The 24,839-nt window shown below is 46.5% G+C and carries 17 protein-coding genes, 1 tRNA gene and 2 pseudogenes; 10 read left to right on the top strand and 10 right to left on the bottom strand.

Features of this window, described 5'->3' with window-relative positions; genetic code table 11:
- Positions 1-172 precede the first annotated feature (172 nt).
- The 4 genes from sixA to ATB02_RS19410 form a co-directional block, all read right to left on the bottom strand.
- Positions 173-658 (bottom strand): phosphohistidine phosphatase SixA, encoded by a 486-nt coding sequence (sixA, locus tag ATB02_RS19425; protein ID WP_001195813.1) that lies wholly within the window; start codon positions 656-658, stop codon positions 173-175.
- A gap of 202 nt (positions 659-860) precedes the next feature.
- Positions 861-3,005: a fatty acid oxidation complex subunit alpha FadJ gene (gene fadJ / locus ATB02_RS19420; protein WP_105272115.1), complete on the bottom strand. Its 2,145-nt coding sequence runs from the start codon at positions 3,003-3,005 to the stop codon at positions 861-863.
- Positions 3,005-4,315, bottom strand: a complete 1,311-nt coding sequence (fadI, locus tag ATB02_RS19415) for an acetyl-CoA C-acyltransferase FadI (RefSeq protein ID WP_032184727.1) — start codon at positions 4,313-4,315, stop codon at positions 3,005-3,007. Before fadI ends, fadJ begins: the two co-directional genes overlap by 1 nt.
- A 179-nt stretch (positions 4,316-4,494) precedes the next feature.
- Positions 4,495-4,779, bottom strand: coding sequence for a YfcZ/YiiS family protein (locus ATB02_RS19410; protein WP_001296261.1), 285 nt, complete (start codon positions 4,777-4,779; stop codon positions 4,495-4,497).
- A 371-nt stretch (positions 4,780-5,150) separates the two neighbouring features.
- On the opposite strand from ATB02_RS19410, the gene fadL reads away from it, so the two are divergent.
- Entirely contained in the window at positions 5,151-6,491 is a 1,341-nt protein-coding gene (gene fadL, locus ATB02_RS19400; protein ID WP_032184728.1) for a long-chain fatty acid transporter FadL, read from the top strand.
- Positions 6,492-6,866: 375 nt separating this feature from the next.
- On the top strand, positions 6,867-8,066 hold the full coding sequence (locus ATB02_RS19395; RefSeq protein ID WP_105272114.1) for a hypothetical protein: 1,200 nt from the start codon (positions 6,867-6,869) through the stop codon (positions 8,064-8,066).
- Positions 8,067-8,246: 180 nt separating this feature from the next.
- On the opposite strand, the gene mlaA is transcribed toward ATB02_RS19395, so the two are convergent.
- Positions 8,247-9,002, bottom strand: coding sequence for a phospholipid-binding lipoprotein MlaA (mlaA, locus tag ATB02_RS19390; protein WP_000776770.1), 756 nt, complete (start codon positions 9,000-9,002; stop codon positions 8,247-8,249).
- 293 nt (positions 9,003-9,295) lie between these two features.
- Between mlaA and ATB02_RS19380 the strand changes: the two genes are divergently transcribed.
- The 4 genes and pseudogenes from ATB02_RS19380 to ATB02_RS19365 form a co-directional block, all read left to right on the top strand.
- Positions 9,296-10,228 (top strand): formate/nitrite transporter family protein, encoded by a 933-nt coding sequence (locus ATB02_RS19380; RefSeq protein ID WP_105272113.1) that lies wholly within the window; start codon positions 9,296-9,298, stop codon positions 10,226-10,228.
- A gap of 75 nt (positions 10,229-10,303) precedes the next feature.
- Positions 10,304-10,378: transfer RNA gene (locus ATB02_RS19375), tRNA-Arg, on the top strand.
- A gap of 161 nt (positions 10,379-10,539) precedes the next feature.
- Positions 10,540-11,022: pseudogene (intS, locus tag ATB02_RS19370) on the top strand (prophage integrase IntS); the annotation flags it as partial.
- Positions 11,018-11,314 (top strand): annotated as a pseudogene (locus ATB02_RS19365) (dATP/dGTP pyrophosphohydrolase domain-containing protein); the annotation flags it as partial. The pseudogenes intS and ATB02_RS19365, both read left to right, overlap by 5 nt.
- A gap of 201 nt (positions 11,315-11,515) precedes the next feature.
- On the opposite strand, the gene ATB02_RS19360 reads toward ATB02_RS19365, so the two are convergent.
- A complete protein-coding gene (locus ATB02_RS19360) occupies positions 11,516-12,400 on the bottom strand; it encodes a LysR family transcriptional regulator (protein ID WP_105272112.1) in 885 nt (294 codons plus the stop codon).
- A 103-nt stretch (positions 12,401-12,503) separates the two neighbouring features.
- Between ATB02_RS19360 and ATB02_RS19355 the strand changes: the two genes are divergently transcribed.
- The 4 genes from ATB02_RS19355 to torI all read left to right on the top strand — a co-directional run bounded on the left by ATB02_RS19355 (position 12,504) and on the right by torI (position 13,969).
- Positions 12,504-12,962 (top strand): multidrug/biocide efflux PACE transporter, encoded by a 459-nt coding sequence (locus ATB02_RS19355; protein WP_103253410.1) that lies wholly within the window; start codon positions 12,504-12,506, stop codon positions 12,960-12,962.
- Between the two features lie 142 nt (positions 12,963-13,104).
- On the top strand, positions 13,105-13,272 hold the full coding sequence (locus ATB02_RS19350) for a hypothetical protein (protein WP_000545725.1): 168 nt from the start codon (positions 13,105-13,107) through the stop codon (positions 13,270-13,272).
- 27 nt (positions 13,273-13,299) lie between these two features.
- Positions 13,300-13,644, top strand: a complete 345-nt coding sequence (locus ATB02_RS19345; protein WP_001281200.1) for a hypothetical protein — start codon at positions 13,300-13,302, stop codon at positions 13,642-13,644.
- Positions 13,645-13,768: 124 nt separating this feature from the next.
- A complete protein-coding gene (gene torI / locus ATB02_RS19340) occupies positions 13,769-13,969 on the top strand; it encodes a response regulator inhibitor TorI (RefSeq protein WP_001163428.1) in 201 nt (66 codons plus the stop codon).
- Between the two features lie 525 nt (positions 13,970-14,494).
- On the opposite strand, the gene ATB02_RS19330 is transcribed toward torI, so the two are convergent.
- From ATB02_RS19330 to ipuA, 4 genes are all read right to left on the bottom strand, one after another.
- Positions 14,495-15,013: an OmpH family outer membrane protein gene (locus tag ATB02_RS19330; protein WP_198600587.1), complete on the bottom strand. Its 519-nt coding sequence runs from the start codon at positions 15,011-15,013 to the stop codon at positions 14,495-14,497.
- A 59-nt stretch (positions 15,014-15,072) separates the two neighbouring features.
- Positions 15,073-22,968, bottom strand: a complete 7,896-nt coding sequence (locus tag ATB02_RS19325) for a phase-variable autotransporter adhesin UpaE (RefSeq protein WP_105272109.1) — start codon at positions 22,966-22,968, stop codon at positions 15,073-15,075.
- A gap of 24 nt (positions 22,969-22,992) precedes the next feature.
- Positions 22,993-23,613, bottom strand: coding sequence for a helix-turn-helix transcriptional regulator (locus ATB02_RS19320; RefSeq protein ID WP_105272108.1), 621 nt, complete (start codon positions 23,611-23,613; stop codon positions 22,993-22,995).
- A gap of 319 nt (positions 23,614-23,932) precedes the next feature.
- Positions 23,933-24,562, bottom strand: a complete 630-nt coding sequence (ipuA, locus tag ATB02_RS19315; RefSeq protein ID WP_001181152.1) for a tyrosine-type DNA invertase IpuA — start codon at positions 24,560-24,562, stop codon at positions 23,933-23,935.
- Between the last annotated feature and the right edge of the window lie 277 nt (positions 24,563-24,839).

Below are 24,839 nucleotides of genomic sequence, written 5' to 3'. Positions count from 1 at the left end.
GATGTGTATAAGAGACAGTTTATATTCAAGATACAAAACCATTATTCCACTGTGTTATTACAATATTCAATAACAAGAAAGATAATAAAATTCGTGATATGTAAAATATATTCACAATTAGGACAGAAAAAATTTGCCCGGTATACGCGTACGCAACCGGGCATATGAGCTTTTAAATTGCTTTTGCCATCTTCAGATTACACGGGCTCATCTGCCAGTTGAATTGGCCGTTTCCACTTTCATCAAGTGTTACGCTGGCAATCGCTGAAGTGGTAAACATAGGCGGCGTTTCGCCCGGACATAACTCGGCAACCAGATACCCGACTAATGGTAAGTGGGAGATAACCAGTACCGATTCGACACCTTCGTTGGTCAGTGCCTGGAGATACGCACTGACCAGACCAACATCGCCACAGGGCGTTAGCTCAGGCAGAACTTCTACGCTGGAAGGCAGGTCCATACAATCCGCCACTTCTTCCAGTGTTTGCTCGGCTCGCAGGAACGGGCTCACCAGAACACGTTCGATTTCCACTTTTTGACCTTTCAGCCAGTTCGCCATCAGGCGAGATTCGTCACAACCATTAGTGGTCAGAGGACGAACCGAATCACTGGCGGCATCGAGGGCTGCGTCGCCGTGACGCATGATAAAAACTTGCATATTGCACCGCTTTTGTTAACCAGATTCGCCCGTCGTGTTTCATCTGAAACCAGAGAAACACGACGGTGGCCGGCATTGTGCCTTATCCATTCACCGAATGAAACGCTGTTTTTTACCTCAATGGCGTAAGTATAGTCAATATGCGTTTACATTTTGACCAACACTCAGCCATTCAGCGCGGATTCATATAACTTTGACCTTCTTATTGCAGGTCAGTTGCAGTTGTTTTCCAAAAACTTTCCCCACGTTCGCTCATCTCAACTAAACGATCGCAAGGGGTAAAACGAGAACCGTACCGCGCGGTCAGACGTTGCATTATTGCAACCACTTCTGCCGCACCGAGAGCGTCGATATAGCGAAATGGGCCACCGAGAAACGGCGGAAACCCAATTCCAAATACCGCGCCGATATCCCCGTCACGCACGCTACGGATAACCTGCTCGTCCAGACAACGTACAGCTTCATTCAGCATCATCATCACACACCGTTCAGCAACCTGCGGTGCGGAGAGTCGCCCCTGCCCTTGCGCGCCAATCAGCGGATAAATAGCAGGATCGACCTGTTTTTTGCTTTTACGCCCTTTCGGCCCATAAAGATAGAAACCCCGACCATTTTTTCTGCCTTTGCGATCGTCATTCAAAATTGAAGAAACAACATTTGCAGGCGCGCTAAAACGTTCTCCATAAGCGGCTTCCAGTACAGGAATAATTTTAGTCCCGGTGTCGATTCCTACCTCATCCAAAAGTTGGATTGGTCCCACCGGAAAACCAAACTTGACCAGTGCGGCATCGATATGCTCAACCCGTTCACCTTCAGTCAACATGCGGATAGCTTCATTGATGTAAGGCGCTAAAATGCGATTGACATAAAACCCGGCTTTGTCACGCACAACAATTGGCGTTTTTCCCTGTTTTTTCGCCAGTTTTACCGTTGTAGCGATGGTTTGCGCCGATGTCCCCGCATGGGGAATGATCTCCACCAGCGGCATTTTTTCTACCGGGCTGAAGAAATGAAGACCGATAACCTGCTCCGGCCGCGAGGCGTGAGCGGCAATATCACTAATTGGTAAAGATGACGTATTCGAAGCGAAGATGGTATGAGTGGCGCAATTTCCCTCTACTTCCGCCACCATCTTTTGTTTTAATTCGAGATTTTCAAACACCGCTTCAATAATTAAGTCACGATGGGCAAAGCCGCGATAATCCGTTGTTCCCGAAATTAATGCCAGCTGTTTGTCACGTTCGCTGGCTTTGAGATGTCGGCGGCGCACTTTGCCCTCCAACTGATCCCAGCTGTACTTCAATGCATGATTTATGCCCTGCGGGTTGATATCTTTAATTCTGACCGGCAAGCCCGCTTTACAAGCAGTAACATAAGCAATACCGCCCCCCATCAAGCCACCACCTAAAATCCCTACGCTATTTAACGGCGCGGGCGGAGCATCACTGCCCGGATCTTTCTTCACTTCGGTACTGGCAAAAAAGATACTACGCAGAGCCTGCGATTGTGGTGTCATCGCCAGTTCACCAAAGGCACGGGCTTCCGCGTCATAGCCGCTGCTGGTGCCTTGCGCTAATCCGGTTTCGATGACTTCAAGAATGCGTTTTGTCGCCGGATAGTTCCCCTGAGTTTTCTGCTCTGTTTTCTTGCCGACCATTTTGAACAACAGCGCACGACCTAACGGCCCCGCCAGAATACGCTCGCGTACAGGTAGAGGGCGTGAAGATGCGCGATCCTGCTTCGCCAGCTCAACAGCGGCTTCCAGTAAAATGGATTGCGGAACGACGTCATCCACCAGCCCCAGCTTTAATGCCTGTTTCGCCCGAAGTTGTTTTCCAGTGAGGATCATCTCTAATGCTGTGCTGACACCTATCAGGCGCGGTAAACGCTGGGTGCCGCCTGAACCGGGTAACAATCCAAGTTGTACTTCAGGCAAACCGAGCACCGTTTTAGCATCATCAGTACACACGCGACCGTGGCACGCCAGCGCCAACTCCAGCCCACCGCCCAGGCAAGCGCCATGAATAGCCGCGATAACCGGAACGGGCAAAGCATGAATCTCCGCCATCAACTGTTGGCCCTGCCGCGCCAGCTCTTCCGCTTCTTGCGCCGTTTTGCAGTTGCCGATCATGTTGATGTCTGCTCCGGCGATAAAGTTGTCCGGTTTCGCTGAGATAAATACAACTCCACGTAATTCTTTGTTTTCGCGAAGTTGTTTAATAATGGTGCGCACCTGCGAGGCAAACTCCGCCTTCAGGGTATTCATTTTCTCACCGGGAACGTCGATAGTTATGACTGCAATGTTGTCCAGACGAACATTAAGAGTAAAAGCTGATGCCATTTCCATTATTCCGCCTCCAGAACCATCGCCGCACCAAGCCCACCCGCAGCACAGGCGGTCACTAAGCCAAATCCACCGCCGCGACGGCGAAGCTCATGCAATGTCTGGGTAATCATCCGCGCTCCAGTCGCTGCGAAGGGATGCCCGTACGCAATGGAACCACCAAGCACGTTAAACTTACTATCGTCCACTTCACCAGTAGCATGGGAACGCCCCAGTACGTCGCGCGCAAAACGTTCGCTGCCAAGCAACTGAATATTAGCCAGCGTCTGGGCGGCAAAGGCTTCGTGCATATCAATCAATGTCAGATCGGCCATCGTCAATCCAGCGCGTTCCAGCGCCAGCGGCGTTGACCAGGCCGGGCCGAGCAACATGTCCTGCCAGACATCAATAGCGGTAAATGCGTAGCTACGCAGATATCCCAGCGGCACCAGGCCCAATTCTTTCGCCCGTGATTCAGTCATCAGGATCACCGCCGCTGCGCCATCGGTCAGCGGCGTACTGTTTGCTGCCGTTACCGTCCCGTGTTTGCGATCAAACGCCGGACGCAGCTTTGCGTAATCAGCAAGCGTGGAATTGCCGCGAATATTGTTGTCTTCCGCGAGCGGTTGTTTATAAGGAGGAACGTAGGCGGTCATTACCTCTTCTTTGAGTTTACCTTCTGACCATGCCTGAGCAGCACGCTGATGTGAACGGTGCGCCAGCGCATCTTGCTGTTCGCGAGTAATACCGTAGGTTTTCGCCATTTGTTCAGCGGTGTCGCCCATCCGCAAGCCTGTGGAATACTCCGCCACCGCAGGCGGTACGGGCATTAAGTCACGCAAACGCAGGCGAGAAAAAAGTTTCAGTCGTTGGCTCATCGTGCGGGCTTTGTTGACATCCACCAACACGCGCGCCAGTTTTTTACTAACACCAATGGGCAATACGGAAGAGGAATCTGCCCCGCCGGCAATCCCCGCACGAATAGTTCCCGCCATCAGGCTTTCGGCGACGTTTGCAACCGCCTGAAAACTGGTAGCACAAGCGCGGCTGACGCTGTAAGCATCGGTATGGACATTCATTCCGGTGCCAAGAACAATTTCACGCGCAATGTTGGGGGCTTCAGGCATTTGTACGACCTGACCAAAAACCAGTTGTTCAATCACTTCGGCGGGGATCTCGCTGCGTGCCAGCAATTCGCCTACGACCATCCTCCCCAAATCAACAGCGGGAATGCCATGAAAAGCCGTCGCCTGACGGGCAAAAGGCGTACGTAAGCCGCTAACAATGGCGATACGATCGCCCTGGCGGGTAATCAGCGGTAAAACCTGACCCATAACACTCCCCTGTAAAAATAAATAAAGTGGTCTGACCTGATCATAGTCTTAACCATTTTTTTACATTTAGCCAAGTGGAGAAAAGGGAAAGTGGGAGCTATGACACAGAGAGAAAAGAGGAAGAGAAAATAAAAACGCCCCCGCCATGAACTGACAGGGGCGTATATACCCGAGAGGAATTAACGCAGACCCAGCTGGAAGATCAACATTTCAGCTTCGCAGGCAAAAGTGAAATCGATATCCAGGCGCACACCGTCAGACTCTTCAGTGAAAGTCGGGGTGATTTTGCAAGGTTCGGATTCCACGCTACGGGCTTTTTCAGTCAGCGCCGCCAGCGTTTGTTCTGCTTCTGCGCGGTTTGCAAACACGCGGCTGTAAGACGCGGTGCAGTCGGAGTTGTCCATAATGGTGCCAACATCCATACAGCAGCAAACCGGGGTTTCATCAGCACTACATTTACTCATCGTTGATTTCCTCTGTATGTGCACCCAAGGTGCCAGATAAACGTTGTGGATATTTTACGCTTCCGGAAAGTGCTGCTCCAGTTGTTAATTCTGCAAAATCGGATAAGTGACCGAAATCACACTTAAAAATGATCTAAAACAAAATTCACCCGAATCCATGAGTGCGCCACCTCCAAATTTTGCCAGCTGGATCGCGTTTCTTAGATCATATTTGAAAAAAAATAGAAACATACTTGCAACATTCCATCTGGTCCGACCTATACTCTCGCCACTGGTCTGATTTCTAAGATGTACCTCAGACCCTACACTTCGCGCTCCTGTTACAGTACGTAACATAGTTTGTATAAAAATAAATCATTGAGGTTATGGTCATGAGCCAGAAAACCCTGTTTACAAAGTCTGCTATCGCAGTCGCAGTGGCACTTATCTCCACCCAGGCCTGGTCGGCAGGCTTTCAGTTAAACGAATTTTCTTCCTCTGGCCTGGGCCGGGCTTATTCAGGGGAAGGCGCAATTGCCGATGATGCAGGTAACGTTAGCCGTAACCCCGCATTGATTACCATGTTTGACCGCCCGACATTTTCTGCGGGTGCGGTTTATATTGATCCGGACGTAAATATCAGCGGAACGTCTCCGTCTGGTCGTAGCCTGAAAGCCGATAACATCGCGCCTACGGCATGGGTTCCGAACATGCACTTTGTTGCACCGATTAACGACCAATTTGGTTGGGGGGCTTCTATTACCTCTAACTATGGTCTGGCGACAGAGTTTAACGATACTTATGCAGGCGGTTCTGTCGGTGGTACCACCGACCTCGAAACCATGAACCTGAACTTAAGCGGTGCATATCGCTTAAATAATGCATGGAGCTTTGGTCTTGGTTTCAACGCCGTCTACGCTCGCGCGAAAATTGAACGTTTCGCAGGCGATCTGGGGCAACTGGTGGCTGGTCAGATTAGGCAATCTCCTGCTTGGCAGACTCCTCAGGGGCAAGCATTAGCAGCTACCGCCAACGGCATCGACAGTAATACCAAAATCGCTCACCTGAACGGTAACCAGTGGGGCTTTGGCTGGAACGCCGGGATCCTGTACGAACTGGATAAAAACAACCGCTACGCATTGACCTACCGCTCTGAAGTGAAAATTGACTTCAAGGGTAACTACAGCAGCGATCTTAACCCGGCTTTTAATAACTACGGTTTGCCAATTCCTACCGCGACAGGTGGCGCAACGCAGTCGGGTTATCTGACGCTGAACCTGCCTGAAATGTGGGAAGTGTCGGGTTATAACCGTGTTGATCCGCAGTGGGCAATTCACTATAGCCTGGCTTACACCAGCTGGAGTCAGTTCCAGCAACTGAAAGCGACATCAACGAGTGGCGACACGCTGTTCCAGAAACATGAAGGCTTTAAAGATGCTTACCGCATCGCGTTGGGTACCACTTATTACTACGATGATAACTGGACCTTCCGTACCGGTATCGCCTTCGATGACAGCCCAGTTCCGGCACAGAATCGTTCTATCTCCATTCCGGACCAGGACCGTTTCTGGCTGAGTGCAGGTACGACTTACGCATTTAATAAAGATGCTTCAGTCGACGTTGGTGTTTCTTATATGCACGGCCAGAGCGTGAAAATTAACGAAGGGCCATATCAGTTCGAGTCTGAAGGTAAAGCCTGGCTGTTCGGTACGAACTTTAACTACGCGTTCTGATAACGCGTTAGCTTAGTTAAAGTCACCTGCTATGCAGGTGACTTTAACTCCCTCTCTTCACCGAAAGTAGTTTCCTCATTGCTTGCCTCCTGAGATAAGACAATTTTGCAAACAGCCTGATGGCAGCTTGCCCTTGCAAATCTGTAAGCGTTATCCACAGACAGACCTGAAGGGAAAGACATATTATCAGGCGTTCTGCTCGTCCTTCTCAATGAGTTTACTTTTCTGAATTTCCAGGATACTCAAACCACCCTGGCTATTATGCGCTCATACACTCAAATTAAAGATAGGTTCTAAATAAATGAGCGTTTTTTGATAGTCTATTTTATTAGGTAATATATATTTGCAACAAATCAATCAACGTGGAATAAAATCATGCTACCAGCTGTTTCAATCAACAATACCTGCCCTACTTACACAGAATCCACCAATGAAAATAACAATAATGAAGTTAATGGATTAGTACAAGAGTTCAAAAACCTTTTTAATGGCAAGGAAGGAATAAGTACCTGTATTAAACATCTACTTGAGCTTATAAAAAATGCCATACGAGGAACCGGTGAACTTGATAGAATAATTATCAATAATTCCTCAGTTACTTATATTGATATTGGCTCCAATGATACAGACTATATTACTATTGGTATCGACAACCAAGAACCAATAAAATTATCTGCGAACTATAAAGACAAAGAACTCGTCCGTACTATCATTAATGACAACATAGTTGAGAAGACTCATGATGATATAAATAATGCTGAATATACTGATGATGGTATTATTGGTATTAATAATCAAGAACCAACAAAATCACCTGCAAACGATGAAAACAAAAAAGTCGGTCAAACCATCATCAGTGAAAATGTAGTAGAGAATACTCATGATATCCATAACAAGGAAATGATCTGCAGCGCAATAAAAGAAATATATGATGGAAATCCTGGTTTTATCTTCGATAAAATATCGCACAAACTCAGACATACGGTAACGAAATTTGATGAGAGCGGGAAAAGCGAACCAACGGACTTATTTACCTGGTACGGTAAAGATAAAAAAGGCGACTCTCTCGCTATTGTAATTAAAAATAAAAACGGAAATGATTACTTATCTCTCGGTTACTACGATCAGGACGACTACCACATTCAAAGAGGAATTCGTATTAATGGTGATAGTCTCACCCAATATTGTAGTGAAAACGCCAGGAAAGCTTCAGCGTGGTTTGAAAGCAGTAAAGCTATCATGGCAGAGTCATTTGCAACAGGTTCCGATCATCAGGTTGTAAACGAGCTCAACGGGGAAAGACTGAGAGAACCTAACGAAGTTTTTAAACGTTTAGGTCGAGCAATAAGATACAATTTTCAAGTGGACGATGCAAAATTTAGACGCGATAATGTAAAAGAAATAATTTCTACTTTATTCGCTAACGAAGTTGACGTTGACAATTCTCAAAATGAATATAAACAGTTTAAGGAAATCGAAGATAAAGTTGAAAAAAGACTTCAAAATCGCCAGATGAAATATCAAAGTGAAATTAAACAACTCTCTGCGTTGGGTGTTAATTTTGATGATAATTAAAATTATTTGTCCAGTTTTTTGATTTTTCAACGTCTGAATATCGGAAACAGTCAGTGACGAACATCAGTATTTTTACATAATTCGTCCGGGTCATTGTCGGTTTGTCTCCTTTTACTTGTGGTAATTGATGGATAACAACAAAAAAGGTGAGTTTTGCGACTCACCTTTTTTATTTGTTTCTTATTCAGAATCGATATCTTTTAACTCATCCTGAATCGCTTGCGCATTCGGGTTTTCCTGCGGTTTGAGTTCGCCGCCATTGGCGATGAAATCATGACGCTGGAAGTACGCTTCGCGCACCATAATGTATGGGTCGGACGACTGACGCAGCAGGCCGTCGGAATCCAGCAGTTGCGCACGGGTTTCGATACCTTCAAGCGTCCATTTACCCACGGACATCGGCCAGGTCAGCCAGGAAAGTACCGGGTAAAGACCATCCGCCATATCACCGCCGTCATCACGCAGCGTGAAGCTTCCGTAGAACGGTAATTGTACGTACGGCCCATACCCCACGCCATAATGACCAAGCGTACTACCGAAGCGGTGAGGTTCAGTCCGTTGCAGTTTCGGGTTCGCCATCCCCGCAACATCAATAAAGCCGCCCATCCCCAAAATAGTGTTCAGGAAAAAGCGGGTAAAGTGGACCATCCCCTGATAAGGGTCGCCCTGCAAGAAGTAGTTAACCATCACCGCAGGTTCTTCAAGGTTGCCGGTAAAGTTGCTCAAACCGTTACGCGCCGGTTGCGGAACATAATCACGCCAGGCGACTGCGACCGGTCGAACAATATACGGGTCTAATACATTGAAGTTGAAGTTGTACATGGTGCGGTTGAACCCTTCTAATGGGTCAGAACGCCCTTGCTGATCTGTACCGGAACTCGCACACCCCACCAGAAGCGTAGTTCCAAGAGCAAGCGCCGACAGGCGAAGCTTCATAAATGTCTCCCTGTTTTTTTATGGCTTATGCAGTTTGCCATCCATGACGGAACGATACCGTATCCGCCTGTTTAGGTGTGGGCGATTGTAACAGCACGTCAACTGATGTCCAGACGCCCTGATTTGCTGATTTGATCATAGCCTGGTAATCGACGCCCTGTAGGCTACTTGATTCTATAGAAACAGAAAAAGGCAAATACAGCCTTTTCTACATTTTCAGAGTAACTCCCGCCAGTTGCGAGCAAAAAAGCCGCTACGCTTTAGCTATACGTGCTAATTCAAGAGAAGAGACCATGGACAACGACAAAATTGATCAACACAGCGACGAAATTGAAGTTGAGAGCGAAGAAAAAGAACGCGGCAAAAAAATAGAAATAGATGAAGACCGACTCCCCTCCCGGGCGATGGCAATTCATGAACATATCCGCCAGGATGGTGAAAAAGAGCTGGAACGCGACGCAATGGCGCTACTGTGGTCAGCCATTGCGGCGGGTCTGTCGATGGGCGCTTCACTACTGGCAAAAGGGATATTTCATGTCGAACTGGAAGGCGTGCCGGGCAGTTTCTTGCTGGAGAATCTCGGTTATACCTTTGGCTTTATTATCGTCATTATGGCCCGCCAGCAATTATTTACCGAAAACACCGTGACTGCGGTACTACCCGTCATGCAAAAACCGACAATGAGCAACGTCGGCTTACTTATGCGGTTATGGGGCGTCGTGCTGCTGGGGAATATTCTCGGGACAGGTATTGCGGCGTGGGCATTTGAATATATGCCTATCTTTAATGAAGAAACTCGCGATGCATTTGTAAAAATCGGCATGGATGTGATGAAGAACACCCCCAGTGAGATGTTTGCCAACGCGATCATTTCCGGCTGGCTGATCGCCACTATGGTATGGATGTTTCCTGCAGCGGGTGCGGCAAAGATTGTAGTGATTATATTAATGACCTGGCTTATCGCCCTCGGAGACACCACCCACATCGTTGTCGGTTCTGTAGAAATCCTCTATCTGGTATTTAACGGCACGCTGCACTGGAGCGATTTCATCTGGCCCTTCGCGCTGCCTACTCTGGCAGGAAACATCTGCGGCGGCACCTTTATCTTCGCGTTAATGAGTCATGCACAGGTCCGTAACGACATGAGCAACAAGCGCAAAGCAGAAGCACGACAAAAAGCAGAACGTGCGGAAAACATTAAGAAAAATGATAAAAACCCGGCATAAATGGCGAGGGTTTAAGCAATCGAGCGGCAGTGTACTTACCCCGCTGAGCATTAGCGGGTATACTCATGCCGCATTGTCCTCTTAGTTAAATGGATATAACGAGCCCCTCCTAAGGGCTAATTGCAGGTTCGATTCCTGCAGGGGACACCATTTATCAGTTCGCTCCCATCCGTACCAGTCCGCAAAATCCCTTGAATATCAAGCCTTCCGTAGATTCACAGTTCGTAATGGTTCGCGTCAGATCGTTGACAGCCGCACTCCATGACGGGTAAAAAGTGGATAAAATAATTTTACCCACCGGATTTTTACCCATGCTCACCGTTAAGCAGATTGAAGCAGCAAAGCCGAAAGAAAAACCATACCGCCTTCTCGATGGTAATGGCCTGTACCTTTATGTCCCTGTATCCGGGAAAAAGGTATGGCAGCTTCGCTACAAGATTGACGGTAAGGAGAAAATCCTGACCGTAGGAAAATATCCGCTAATGACTTTGCAGGAGGCAAGGGATAAGGCATGGACTGCGAGGAAAGACATCTCGGTTGGCATCGATCCGGTAAAGGCGAAAAAGGCTTCGTCTAACAACAATTCCTTTAGTGCGATTTACAAGGAATGGTACGAGCACAAGAAGCAAGTCTGGTCAGTAGGCTATGCAACTGAACTTGCAAAAATGTTTGATGACGACATTTTACCTATCATCGGCGGCCTTGAAATTCAGGATATTGAGCCGATGCAACTGCTGGAAGTAATCCGCAGATTTGAAGATCGCGGTGCAATGGAGCGAGCCACTACAGGAAGATAAATTGAAGATCAACATGGAGCGCCAGTGGCCTGAACCAAAAGATGGTGAGCCTCGCTTGCACATTAAAGAACGCGGCAACTCTCCGGTAACTCCGGGTGGTTGGATACGCTGTAGTGAGCGAATGCCCGCTCAAGATGATTGGATTTTAATTTATTCAAAGCACGGTGAGTATATGGCAGGACAGGTGCAAGGGGAATACGTGGAGTTGAGCGACGGCACTTTATCGTGGTTAGGGAACGCCTTGTTCTGGATGCCACTACCAGAACCGCCGCAGGAGGTGAATCAATGAGCTGGCCTGAAGCATTCGCAACGGTAGGAATTGCAATGGCGGTAGCACTGGTTTTGTATTCAATTTGTCGCTGGGGATAACGATGATGCTCATGCGGAAATCATCAAAAAAATGGAACTGCTAACATGATTTAGGTGGGAGCCTGGAAGATGGCTCCACATATCAACAGAGATTATTTCAGGATTCCATATTTTAACTAATCTAAGTTCGACTATTTGGGGCATTGATATGCTGTAAATGATGCTTAAGCCAATTTCCAGCCGCGCCTGGTGGCGATTTTTTATTCCAAAGCAGATCGATAGAAATTGCCTTTGGCCAGCCAGGTACGTCGAGCTGAACCAGCGGTTTTTCTGTTGCAAACTCCTCAACCAGAGCACAGGGCAGAGAGCACCAGCCAAATCCCTGTACGGCCATACTGAGTAACAACAAATAGTTAGGTGCAGACCAAACCGGTCCACGGGCAATCATCTCCCGGTTATCGATATAAGTATTAAGACGAAGTTCTCGCCATGAATGAAGTTGTTCCCGCTGGATTGTTTTTTCTGCAGACAGTGGATGTGACGCCGAAACATAAATGCCCATCCACGCTTGCATCGGTAAACGGGTTGAGCCAATATCGGTGGGGTAGTGTTCCCGAGACTCAATTAAGCCGATCTGCGCTCGTTCTTTTTGCAAAAGATCGATGACATCGACATCCTCACCAATTAAAACCTCTAACTCAGTATGTGGAAACTGACTATCAAACTGCACCATGATGTCTTCTAATAAGTCAGGGTGTAGGGTATCGGAAAGCACAAACGTCAGACGAGCTTCAGTCTCTCCGGCAAGCGAAACCGCCACCTCCTCAAGACGTTCACTGGCTGATAAAATCGCATGAACGTAACTCAATACTTTCTTTCCTTCCTCTGTCAGCACAGGTTCTCGCGAAGAGCGATCGAATAATGATATACCAAGATCGACCTCAAGATTGGCAATTGACGTACTGACTGCGGACTGACTTTTACGTAATCTTCGTGCCGCAGCAGAAAAGGAGCCACAGGAAACCACTTCAACAAATGTACTTAACGCTTCAAGTGAGTAACGCATAATCTATCAATTTTTTCGATGGTATCTATCTTTTATATATCACATAAATCGATAAAAATCTCACAACTCCATAACGCGGTCGAAACTGTAAGAAAGGTAAGTTATGCAACATAATGCGATTCAACACAGATCGTTACTTGAGCGTATTTTTCACGCTATTTGCTTTGAAGGAATTGCCACTGCGATTCTGGCCCCCACCACAGCATGGTTAATGCAGCGAACTATACTCGAAATGGGCGGGATGACTATCTTGTTGGCTTCAACTGCAATGATCTGGAATATCATCTATAACATGCTATTTGATCGCTACTGGCCTGCTCATCAGGTAAAACGAACTGCAAAAGTTCGTGCATTCCATGCTTTGGGCTTTGAAAGTGGATTTATCGCGATCGGCGTCATTATGGTGTCCTGGATTCTGAGCGTCAGTCTGTTACAGGCTTTTACACTAGAGATAGGATTCTTCCTTTTCTTTCTACCATATACCATGTTCTACAATTGGGCCTATGACAGCTTACGTTTACGTGTTGTGAAACAGCATCAACAACGTATGCTTGCCAGATAATGTTTTCCCAGGGGAGTAATGAGAATCGCGCAATAATTTTCGATATCCATACTGTACCCCCACCGACTTAACATCCCCGCCCTCGCGGGGATTTCTTTTATCTGAACTCGCTACGGCGAGTTTTGTTTTATGGAGATGATAAATGCACTTCCGAGTCACAGGAGAATGGAATGGAGAGCCATTCAACAGGGTTATCGAAGCAGAGAACATCAACGACTGCTATGACCACTGGATAATATGGGCGCAGATAGCACATGCAGACATAACCAATATTCGAATTGAAGAACTGAAAGAACACCAAGCCGCCTGATGGCGGTTTTTTTATTGGAGACAAGAAATGTCAGATTTGGCTATGAAGGTTTTGAAATGGCAATCGACTGGCGATGTTGGCATCAGTAGCGCAACTCTTGCCTCAATCGCATGTGGACTGAAAAAGAATATCTATGGTCATAGCTTCGGTGCTCCACATGACGCAGCCGATTTCCGACGATGCGTTGCGCTTGTCGAGCAGATTCCAGAAATCAGGGATTCATTCGACAAGGTTGCAAAGCGCGTTCCGGCATTCAAAGGCATCCTCAACGAATGGGATTCTCTCGTTGCTCTGTTGAAGTCTGAAATGAAGATACACGGAAACAAAGCACCAGAGACTTACAGAAGAATTAGCGAGTTACGCAAGGACTAACCACAGCCTCACACTCGATGAGGCCCGTTCATTTCTCAAGATATCCAGACCTACCATTGCCGCATCAATGCGGTTTTTTATTGCCTGATTTGCAGGTTCGATTCCCTATTCGGAGATAGCACTCATGCAACACGAACTACAACCTGATTCACTGGTTGATTTGAAATTCATCATGGCCGATACTGGCTTCGGTAAAACCTTCATCTATGACCGGATTAAGTCCGGCGACCTGCCAAAAGCCAAAGTTATCCACGGGCGAGCAAGATGGTTATATCGTGACCATTGTGAATTCAAAAATAAGCTCTTAAGCCGCGCCAATGGGTAAAATAGCGGGTAAAATATTTCTCACATCTAAAAAACACCATTCCAATCAATCCCCTGCCGCCTCAAGTAGATGTCTGCAGGGGACACCATCTATCATCCCCCTCGCAATAACCCACTTACAATCAGTGAGTTATCTTAAAATCCTTAGTATAGTCAACCAGTACTTCGATATGTGAACGTAAATCATCATGCATTCGTGAACTTAACTGGAAACCTCCCCCATTCGATGTCAAAATGACTACCCCAATAAGTTGCCAATAATCAGGCTAATCAATACGGGTCAGTCTTGCTGGTCAGTGATCATAAAAATGTCACCTCATATTAGACACAGCAAATAATTGTGTCGATTAAACATACTACCTTCAGCATAACCGTTCCTGAAAAATTATTATATTCAGTAATCTAAATAAATTACTGGCCTGCTATTTTTCTTAGCAACCATATTTAGCAGCAAGCCAGCAAATCTGAATGATTACAGATGCTGGCCTGCTGAATCTCCCTTCTGGAAATCGTCAGAATCTAGTGATTACTTACTTTGTTCTGGTTTCTCTTCATTCTTATTGTGCACTTCCACTTTGGGTAATTTATTAAAAACCAGATTTTCTTTTTCAACCAGAGTCATGACTTCTTTGGTGATATCAGCTGACTCGTTATGCGCAAGCACAACACCTGAAGACAATACGGCAATATTTTTAGGATTGTCTTTTCTCCATGTGCCTATGGCATTATCTATCGCACGGGATAACACCATTTTTGCGCTATTTTCCTCAATAATATATTGTCGTTCCAGTTTTTGTCTGGCATCAAGAAGCAGCGCCTCTTTATTCGCGTTATCTGCGAATGCTTTTTGCGCATCCTCATATCCTTTTTCAAGAATACTCTTAACCTCATTCAGATGCTTTCTGGCCATGTCTCCGGCGGTAGACTGATTATAAATAGTATCGATATTAACAACTGCAATTTCTTTTGACTTTTTCATATAAAAAACACCAGTAAGTACAATCAGCAACAGCAGCACTACTGCATTAACAACAGAAAATTTCATTACAGAACTCATTATGACTACCCGGATGTGGCAGGAGGGATCCTCCTGCCACTGTGTGATTAAAATGTATATTTAATACCCAGCATTGCCTGGGCATCACTGTACCCTTTATCGCCGACCTGAACGCCAACATTGCCCCAGACATTCAGGTTATCTGACAATTTACCCTGAACACCCGTTTTGACTTCAGCAATATTTGTGGCTCCGTCCTGACTGAGTACCGTATTATCCATTTTGACACTCCAGTCCTGTGTATTATGGATCCAGTTAACCTCCACAAAAGGCTCGAACTGATGCGCCTTATTGTCATCAGACGCACTCTTACCTTTCAGGTAAGTTCTGACGCCCAGACGACTCTGGATATTGCCGTCTCCGTTAAGCTGAACTTTCGTGCCGTTTTTCTCCTTATGTTCGCCGGCTCTTACATTCATCCACGTAAGCTGGGACTGTGGCTGAATATACCAGTCATAGTGGCTTCCCTGGCTGCCGGTAAATTCGCCGGCTTTGAAGGTATAACCTGCTTCCACTGAACCGGTAAATCCACGGGATTTCCAGGACTCCGCCGCCAGTTTTTCACCATTAACGGTATTATTAAACCAGCCGTACTGGATCCAGGTGTCAACATAAGCCCCGGTGTCATTGCCGTCATTCTGCTGCCACGTTCCGTATAAACCGGTACTGTAACCACTGATCGAGCCTTTAGATTTATATCCCGAAACCGAGGATGTCGTGGAGCTCTTCTCATTCCCGTAACCGGCCATAATACCCAGCTGCAGACGCTCCTGACCGTCAGTCCACTGTGCAATGCTGCCACCCAGTTGCACAACATAGCGGTTGCTTTGCGTATTCAGTTGTGAACTACTGTCCTTCCAGCGATTATGACCGCCAACATGACGCATCCACATACTGGTTGCTTTTTTCTCACCAGTAAACACGTCGGTATAGTAAGTTTCCCCCTCACGATCGTGCATTCTGGTGTTGAACAGCGTGTTAGCCGCCGCAATGTTCGAAATATATGAGCCAGCCTCCGGGCGATAGACCTTCTGCACAGGTTTATCCGGTGTTGGTTTTGTCTCCGGTTTTGTCCCCGGCTCCGGCGGCAATTCAGAGCGCAGATACCAGTTACCGTCGGTACCACCCGCATTACCTTTATGCAGGAAATATTCCCATGCCCCGGCCACAGCACGATTCTCCAGTCTGAAGTTACCGTCAGACTGACCACCGACATGCACAATCTCAATGCCGTCAGCGGTCTGAGCCCCCTGGCCCCGGACATTATTCACCACCACGCCGGTATCACCGGAGGTGTTACCCGTGACAATCAGTTTGTCAGTGGCAGAAGTATCATCCCCCAGCACGGTATTGATAATTAACGTACCGCCACCAGTGTAATCGCCATTTACGGTCAGGGTATTTCCTGTCTTACCACCGGCCAGACGAATGACGCCAGTATTGGTCAGTGAGCCAACGGTAAAATTGCTCGCCTCTGCCGTTTCATAACCTGAGAGAGCATTTAGTGATGCCAGTGTTCCCTGGTTATTAACCTGACCCGAAACGGTCCCCAGCCCACTCAGTGTGCCGCCATTAAGAACATGAATGTTTTTGGAGCCTGACAACGTCGCACCAGCGGCACGGGTGACTGAATCATCACCGACAATCAGAACGCCATTCTCAACCGTGGTATCACCGGTATAAGTCAGCTCATGATTAATGATCAGATTGCCCGCCCCCTGTTTCACCAGAGCGCCGGAGCCAGTAATATCATTCTTCAGTAACCAGTTTCCACTGGCGGTAAGCCAGGTGACACCATCACTGTCAATCAGCCCGGTGCCCAGGTGTTTTTCATCTGAAGCCCGCAGAGCAGCATCTTTCTGCACACGGAATTCACCGCTGAAATTACGGTTATCTCCGGAAAGTGTCAGATCAGTGGTGTTCAGTATGCCCACTGAACCTTTTCCGGAAAGCGATTTACTCAGGTTACTGCTTACTCCGCTACCGTCGGCGATATCAATCGCCAGGCGATCATTAAGGCTTTCAAAGCTGATGGAGCCCTGGCTTCCCAGCCCCTGTGCGCCGTTCATTTCAACCAGCGCCCCCTGGGTAAGGCTGGCATTACCGGTAAACCCGATATTGGTGCCATGTACCGTCAGATTGCCGCCCGTGACAGCCAGCGTACCGTCTCCGGTCAGCACATTGTTTTCAATGATGCCACCATTATCATCCCCCGGCTGACGCTGCGTGCCGCTGACCGTTAGTACACTACCGCTATCAAGCTGAATGTGCGCTCCCGTTTCTGTCTGCAGTGCGCCCACCGTCTGGCTGTATCCGTTTGTTCTGAAGACGGCATTGCTGGCGACGTTCAGATTACCTGTTGCGCCAAGTACATTATCATTTGCCATCTGTAATGTGCCGCTGCGCACCAGCGTATCCCCGGTGTAGTTATTACCGCCGTTAGACAGTGTGACAACCTGCCCCGCAGCTTCGATGGCCAGATCCCCTGCCCCCGTTAACTGTGCGCCAAGATCTGTCTGCAGTCCCTGGGCATTCGCTCTCGGTGTCAGCACCAGCGCTTTATCACCGGTTCCCTGTAAATCCAGCGACTTCAGCCCATAGCCTATGTACAGTCCGTCACCTTTAATACCGTCGGAGCTTCCCAGTAGCTTATAGTCATAATTTCCCTGAGCTACAACTTCACCGCCCTGAGTGACATCAAACGTCTGACTGTGAGAAATAGCCTGCCCGTTTTCATCCACCAGTTGCAGTTGCCCGCCAGTACCGGTGACGGTACCCGCTGCATTCACCAGCGTGACCAGGGTCTGCGCATCATCCTGCTCCAGCAAATTCTTACGGGTATCAACAGCCGGAATATCATTAATCACTTCATCTGGCATGGTGACCTGAATTGTGCCTTTCCCCCGGATATCCAGCGTACCTGCAGCAGAGGTTTCAATACTGTTGCTGGCAATGGTATCGCCCGGCATAACGGAACCAAAAATCAGCGTTCCGCCATTGAACCCAAGACCGCCAATCTGCTGAACACCGGAGCCAACCGTTGTGATATTCCCGGTTTCAGACATCAGCATTGCATGGGTTAACCCGCTCGTATTCAGCCCTTCCAGAGCAAAGCTACTGGTACCCAGCTTCAGAGTTCCGGCAAATTGATCCCCGACGTTATGGCTGAATTCAAAAGCAGATGTGTCGGCATCAAGACGGGCAGACAGTGTTCCTTTGCCTGTTAACAGTGGATCAAAGGTAAAGTTGCCTGCAACTGCAGGAATAATGGCCAGTTCGCTGCCCGATTCAATATCGACGGAACCCGGGCCGGTCCCCCCATCGGTCAGCACAAGAGCTTCCTTCAGAGTGACAAGCGAACTGTTCTTCAGCCCGACATGTTCAAAATTCTGTAGTTTTACAACAGAATCCAGCGTATGAATGGCGTTATCAAAAATCAGGGAATCAGAATCTCCCTGCCCGCCATCCAGCAGGTTCCAGGTTGCCCCTTCGCCTTTAATGGTGAAGGTGTTCTTCCCGGTACCGGCAGTAACCTTATCAACATGAGCCTTACCATTGAGCGTTACATTGTTATTGCCATTTCCTGCAGTCACTTCTCCTGTCAGTATGCTGCCATCATCAAATAAAAATGTATTGTTACCCTCTTTTGCACTGACGGTTCCGGTAATACTGCCTTTATTGGTGAATGTGTTATCACCGCCGTTCAGAGCCACAACCCCCTGAATTTCAGCACCGCTGTCATTCAGTACGGTGGTATTCACTGCGTCATCAAACGCCATTGCAGTCCCGGTGGCGGACGCAGCTTTAATCTGACCTTTATTGGTAAAGGACTGTGCTTTTGAAGCATCCACCACGGCATGATTCAGAGAAGCAGAGATGAGATTACCGCTCTGAACCACTTCACTGGCCGCATTGTTAACCACCAGAGCGGAACCGCCATCGGCCTGTGTAACATTGACACTTGCACCGCTTTTCACGACAGCACCATCTTTAGTGTTGGCAAAAATACCCGTGCCGCCCGTGCCTTTCAGATTAATGACTAATCCAGCGGAGTCAGACATATCTAGGTTATTATCGGTTTCACTTCCGTCAGCTTTCTGGAACGCCAGTGCAATTCCACTGCCGTCTACATTAATAGTGCCGCTGTTGGTCTTGGCCAGAGAAGCAGAAGTTCGCACACCAATGCCATCAGCCACATTAATTTCAGTCGTATTGGTTAACTGAATGCCTTCAATTTCTGCACGGTTCTCAATCCCGTGACCGACCGCACCTGCAGCATTAACATTGATTTTCGCACCATCAATAACCAGCCCCACAGCCCCTGTATCCAGCAGGATGCCATGCGCATTTTTCTGACCTTCGATCGTTCCCAGGCCACTCCCTGTCAGGTTCAGTGACGCGCCCGCCCCCAGCTTAATGGCAGCCTCACCATCCACAGCGACGATATCCCCTCCCGTGCTGGTAATCTGAGCGTGTTCACCTTCAACAAATAATGCAACGCCATTGACCGCTATACGGCTTCCTGTATTTTCAAAACGACCATTATCAACCCAGACGCCGATATTATCGGTACCGGCAGTGAAATCAATGTTGCCGCTGTTAATCAACAGTCCCTGATTACGCGTAATAAAGCCCTTGGCATTATTCAGCGGCGAAGAGATATCTGCCTCATTGGTAATAACCGAGCCAGTATTCGTTTGTGTAATACTGCCATCCAGAGCGTATTCATTTCCGTCAACTTCCGCGACAACAGCGCCATCCCCTACAAGGTTAACTGATGCCCCCTGTTTCAGCGTCGCTGTCGCACCACCAGTTACATATAATCCCTGAGCCTGAGCGCCCAGGATCTGGAAATCACTGCCAGCATCAGCCAGGACATTGCTCCCTTTCCCTGTGGCCCAGATACCACGGCTGCCTGTCCCGGAGGTTTTCATCAGCAGAGAGCCGGCCTGTTTTGCCCCATCTTCAATACGGAAAAGTACAGAACGTTCCCCACTGGCATCCAGCAGGGTTCCCGGTGCAATATTCGTCTTAATGGTTGCACCATCTCCGATAATACGAAAAGCAATCTGATCGGTAATACCAGAGCCGTCAGCAGCAAAGTTCGGTACTGCCGAGCCATCAAGGTTAACAGTCCCTTTATTGCTTGCCTCAACGCCAATCGCCCCCTGTCCCTGCAAAGATATAGTACCCGCGGTCATATTAACCGTTGTTGTTGTACCAGATGCTTTTATACCCGTTGTACGGTTAGCATTATCTCCCCCCTTGAGAACGAGATTTCCCGAGTTATTAATCGTTGTAACATCTTGTGTGGCATTAGCAATTAGTCCCACACCACCATCCTGAACTGTAATATTTCCGCTGTTGGTACCAACAGCCCCCTCCTCAACCCGGACGCCCACTGTATTCTTTCCAGTAAAGATGATATTACCGGTATTATTTAGAGTGGCCCCATTACGGGCGATATACCCGGTCACTTTATCCTGGGTGGAACTTAACTGAGCCCCCGCCGTTAATAGTGTGGTCTTGTCTTTCGGATTAATGAGTTTGCCGGAAATATCATAGCCATTGCCATCCGCAATACCGGCTATCGCACTGGCATTATCCATATTGATAATGGCATTACTTTCAATTGTGCCCTGCGCTCCCCCTTCAATCAAAGTCGCTGTAGCCCCCTCACCCGTCAGGTTGATGGTCATTCCTCCAGACGTTACTGTCGAGGCCACACCGCCATCCGATTTCCCCGTGGCAATAAGTGCATAAGAGTTCTTACCAGACGCCGTAAGTGCAGAAGAAGCATCTGCAGTTCCCTGGAATGTCGCACCGCTGGCAATACGGAATAATGTTGAGTTTTCAGTGGACACATCCATAACACCGCTTCCGGTATTATGAATGGCAGAGTCCTTTCCATAGACATAAAAGCCTATCTGATCGCTGCTGCCAAATAGCACTGCACCATTGCCTGACAGGGTCAGACTGCCGCCATCTTTAGCAAAAACCCCCACAGCCCCCGTACCGGCAAGACTGATTTTTCCGGATACATTAACATTGCTTCCGGCACCTTCCACCCAGGCACCATAGTTACGGAAACCACTACTGATACCCTTGCCGCCAACATTTATCGTACCGTCAGAATTCAACTGTCCTGCATTGATTACCTGTAGCCCGGTGCTGTTCAGACCATTAACATTGATAATCCCGGAGTTTTTCATCCCGGAGCTATTATTTGCCAGCATGCCAACATTCAGTGCAGGTGCATCACTGTCATGACCGTCAATAGTGATAGTCCCTTTATTTACCACATCAACAGTCCCGGCATCCTTTGCCAGGATTCCGTAGTTCCCCTGAGCCCCCCTGCCCAAAAAAATAGTACCTTCATTAACGACTTTGTTTGCACCATTTTGTACTTCAATCGCAACAGAACCCACAGCCGAATGAGTCGCAGTTTTATCCTCCGCAATACCTACATTGATGCTCCCGAAGGCCGAGTTAATAAAAGAGCCTCCAGCTCCAACATTTACACCTCGTGTTTTGCCATTATTATCATTAGTTGATGCATCGGCAGTAATATTTATTGTGCCTTTATTTGTTGCCATGCCCCCATTACTAACAACAATTGCGGTGTTAATCCCCTCTGGAGCGAAAGCATTTTTAAATGGGCGAATATTAATAACACCATTATTAATGGCTGAAGAACCATTACTACCGGCAACCATCCCCTCTGCCTGGAGAGCATATTTATCATTATTATCCCAAACAAAAAGTGTACCATCGTTAACAATGGTACTGTCTTGATAGGCAATCATTTCAGTACCAATGGCATCAATGACCCCTTCATTAACACCGGTCCCACCATTAGTTGCAACGATCCCTCCTCCATTCCCATAGGCAGGAAGAACTCCAGTTAATTTACCCGTTTTACCTAATATTGCTCGTGCATTATTGGTTGCATGGAGAACAGCAAGCAGCCCTACATTTTCTTTGTAAGGAGTTGAGTCTATGCGTCCCCCTGCGGTCATATCTACATTGTAATTATGCTTAGTGACAATAAGGGCCTTATTAAATTCAGCATCATACTGCTTATAAGATAGCGTTTTGTCCTCTAGTGACTTTATCAAATATTGATTATATTGCTTTAAATCATCAAGAGAGTTAATATGGTGTACTTTTCCCGCCCAATCAGTAATTGATCCAGCATATTTCATTGAGTCAATGATTTTTTGAGTAACGCCGCCCCCCTGCATGGTTGCACCAGGCTGAAAATAAAAATCATTGACCGAGTTCCATACAACAGAGGAACCTTCTCCATCAGCTACAGCAAGCTGTGTATTTTTAAAAAAATTACCGATTGCTGGTGAACCCACATCCAAAATAGCTGTACCGCCATTATTGGCTGTTACAAAACGTGTCGCATTGAAAAAATCCGCAGTGCCACTAAAACCAGGAATGGTTTCATTTCCCCCAGTCCCCGCATCGCGTTGTGAGAAAGAGTCAGTATCAAACACTTGAAGTGTTTGAGAAGCGCCAGTAACCTCATCCTTCACTGTAATGGTTTTTGTTTTTTCTCCGGTATTGACGTAAATCAATCCGGATAAATTATCTCCAGTGGTGTAGCCATTTAAAATTGCCTGTTCTACAGTCATCCAGATAAGACCTGACCCACCAGACTGGACGACATTTGGACCAGTGATGTATTCGGTTTTACCACTTACTGTTGCAGCCCCAACACCCGAGTTATTCGTACCCGGACGCCAGTCTGGTGACAATATGACATCTGCCATTGCGCTATTGCAATTAATTGCAATAGCGCCCCCCAGAACCATTGCTGATAAAGCAATTCCTAGGCGAGTTGATTTACATTTTTTTCTACAACTCGTCAATTCTGAAACAACATCCCATTTTTGGGTTGTATGGTTCCAAATGACTTTATATATTTTATTCATAACACTAATACTCTTGAACGTACATTATAATTGAATATTTTCACTAATAAGGGAACGCGGAATATTTATAAATTGATGTAAACGTTTTACCCCGAGTTTATCCATAGCTCTACGACGATGCGTCCACACAGTCTTACTGGATATACCCAAGGTGTTCGAGATCCATGCAATATCTTTTCCTTCCTTGGTATATATAAAGATACTTTTCTCCCTCGGGGATAATTGTCGTTCTAAAAAAGAAACTTTATGATTCGCGCGAATATTTTTTTTGCACCTCCAGCCATTGATAAATTTATCTATATAGAAACAAAATTGCTCTGCTGTTAATTTCCACGGTATGAAAGGTATGCCTTTATTACTAACTACACCATTATCCCCCCATGCCAGGCACGGAATATTGACAGGCTGGCTTTTTAGCCATTGGTGAATGAAATACAGTGAGCGTATACAGGTAGTAGAATCATTATCAGGGAATACAGGTAACAACAACGATTGCTCATCCCGAAAGCAAGATGTACCAAAATCACGAATCAGAGAAGAATAGTCGTCCACAGCGATGACTTTCACGTACGAAAAACCCCGCCAACGCATACTCTTAATTGCTTGAATTATAAAAGTATTTTTTGTAGTCGTAATCAAAACCATGCAATCAATTTCCTGTTATCCCCTTTCCCAATTTCCTTTTGCTTTGCACACCGCGGGGGAGACAAACCTTGAGGCACAGGTTTACAAAATGACCCATTTTGACAACATCAATTTAATTAACTACAAATAGCACAAAACGCAGGTAAAAAAACCTGCGTATTTATTTTAATTCAGAATATAATTTTGATTGTTATTTACATTTTGGCTTTATACGCCAGAGATTAAAAAGAAGACAAACCTACCTCTTTATGTGTAGATTGACGCCGCACATTGATCTAAATCAGTAAATTTAATGTTTTTTATAGAAAAAAATGTTTTTCTATACGAGAATTTCTAAACAAAGATTGGGTTTACATTTTGGGTCAAAATGTTGCTTTTTTGCGTCACCTATCCCCCACATTTTTTCAAATCTCATTGAATTAGAAGCAGTATAAATTACCGTATGCCTGATATTACGATGCCCGAGATAGTCCTGAATAAGACGGGTATCCACACCATTATCTGCTAGTGAATAACCACATGCATGGCGTAACATATGTGGATGAACTTTAATATTTAAACCTGCATTTTTACCCGCAGCAGAAACTATGTTATAGAATCGTTGTCTCGATAATGGTTTTCCTGTTCGGGAAACAAATAACCACGGGTTATCATTGAAATGTTTAACATTTAATGAATTCCTTTCATTCAGCCAGTTTGTTATTGCAATCACCTCTTCCTTTTGAAGTGGATGGACTGTACTGAATCCATTTTTTATCCGTTGAATATATATTTTTTCTGTAGTTAGTTCTAAATCCGACAACTGCAGAGATAAGAGCTCACTAACACGCAGACCATGAAAATAAGCCAATAAAATCATGCAAACATCGCGTGAAGAGCAACTCTTTTGTTTTACAGATTGAAGTAGTAAATTAATTTCATGATGCGTTAAAAATTTTCTGTTTTGCATAAATCACCTCTATTTATATAAAATAGCCATGTCAACTATGATGAAAGAATTAAATTTAGTCAATAATATAATTCATATAGTTGCTGTATGATTATAGATTAATTTATTAAAATTCACCTAATCTAATTAATCGCTTGTAAACGCATACAAACAACCTTCGTTATGTAACTATCGTTCAAAACCCTCCTGTAAATATAAAGAGCCCTATACGATGATTATAAAAAAGTCCTACAGCCCGAAATAGCATTCCCTCATAAAATTAAGCTCAACATCGGCA

Source organism: Escherichia sp. MOD1-EC5189 (assembly GCF_002966045.1).
Taxonomy (GTDB): Bacteria; Pseudomonadota; Gammaproteobacteria; order Enterobacterales; family Enterobacteriaceae; genus Escherichia; species Escherichia coli_F.
This window is presented reverse-complemented; position numbering and strand designations above follow the sequence as displayed.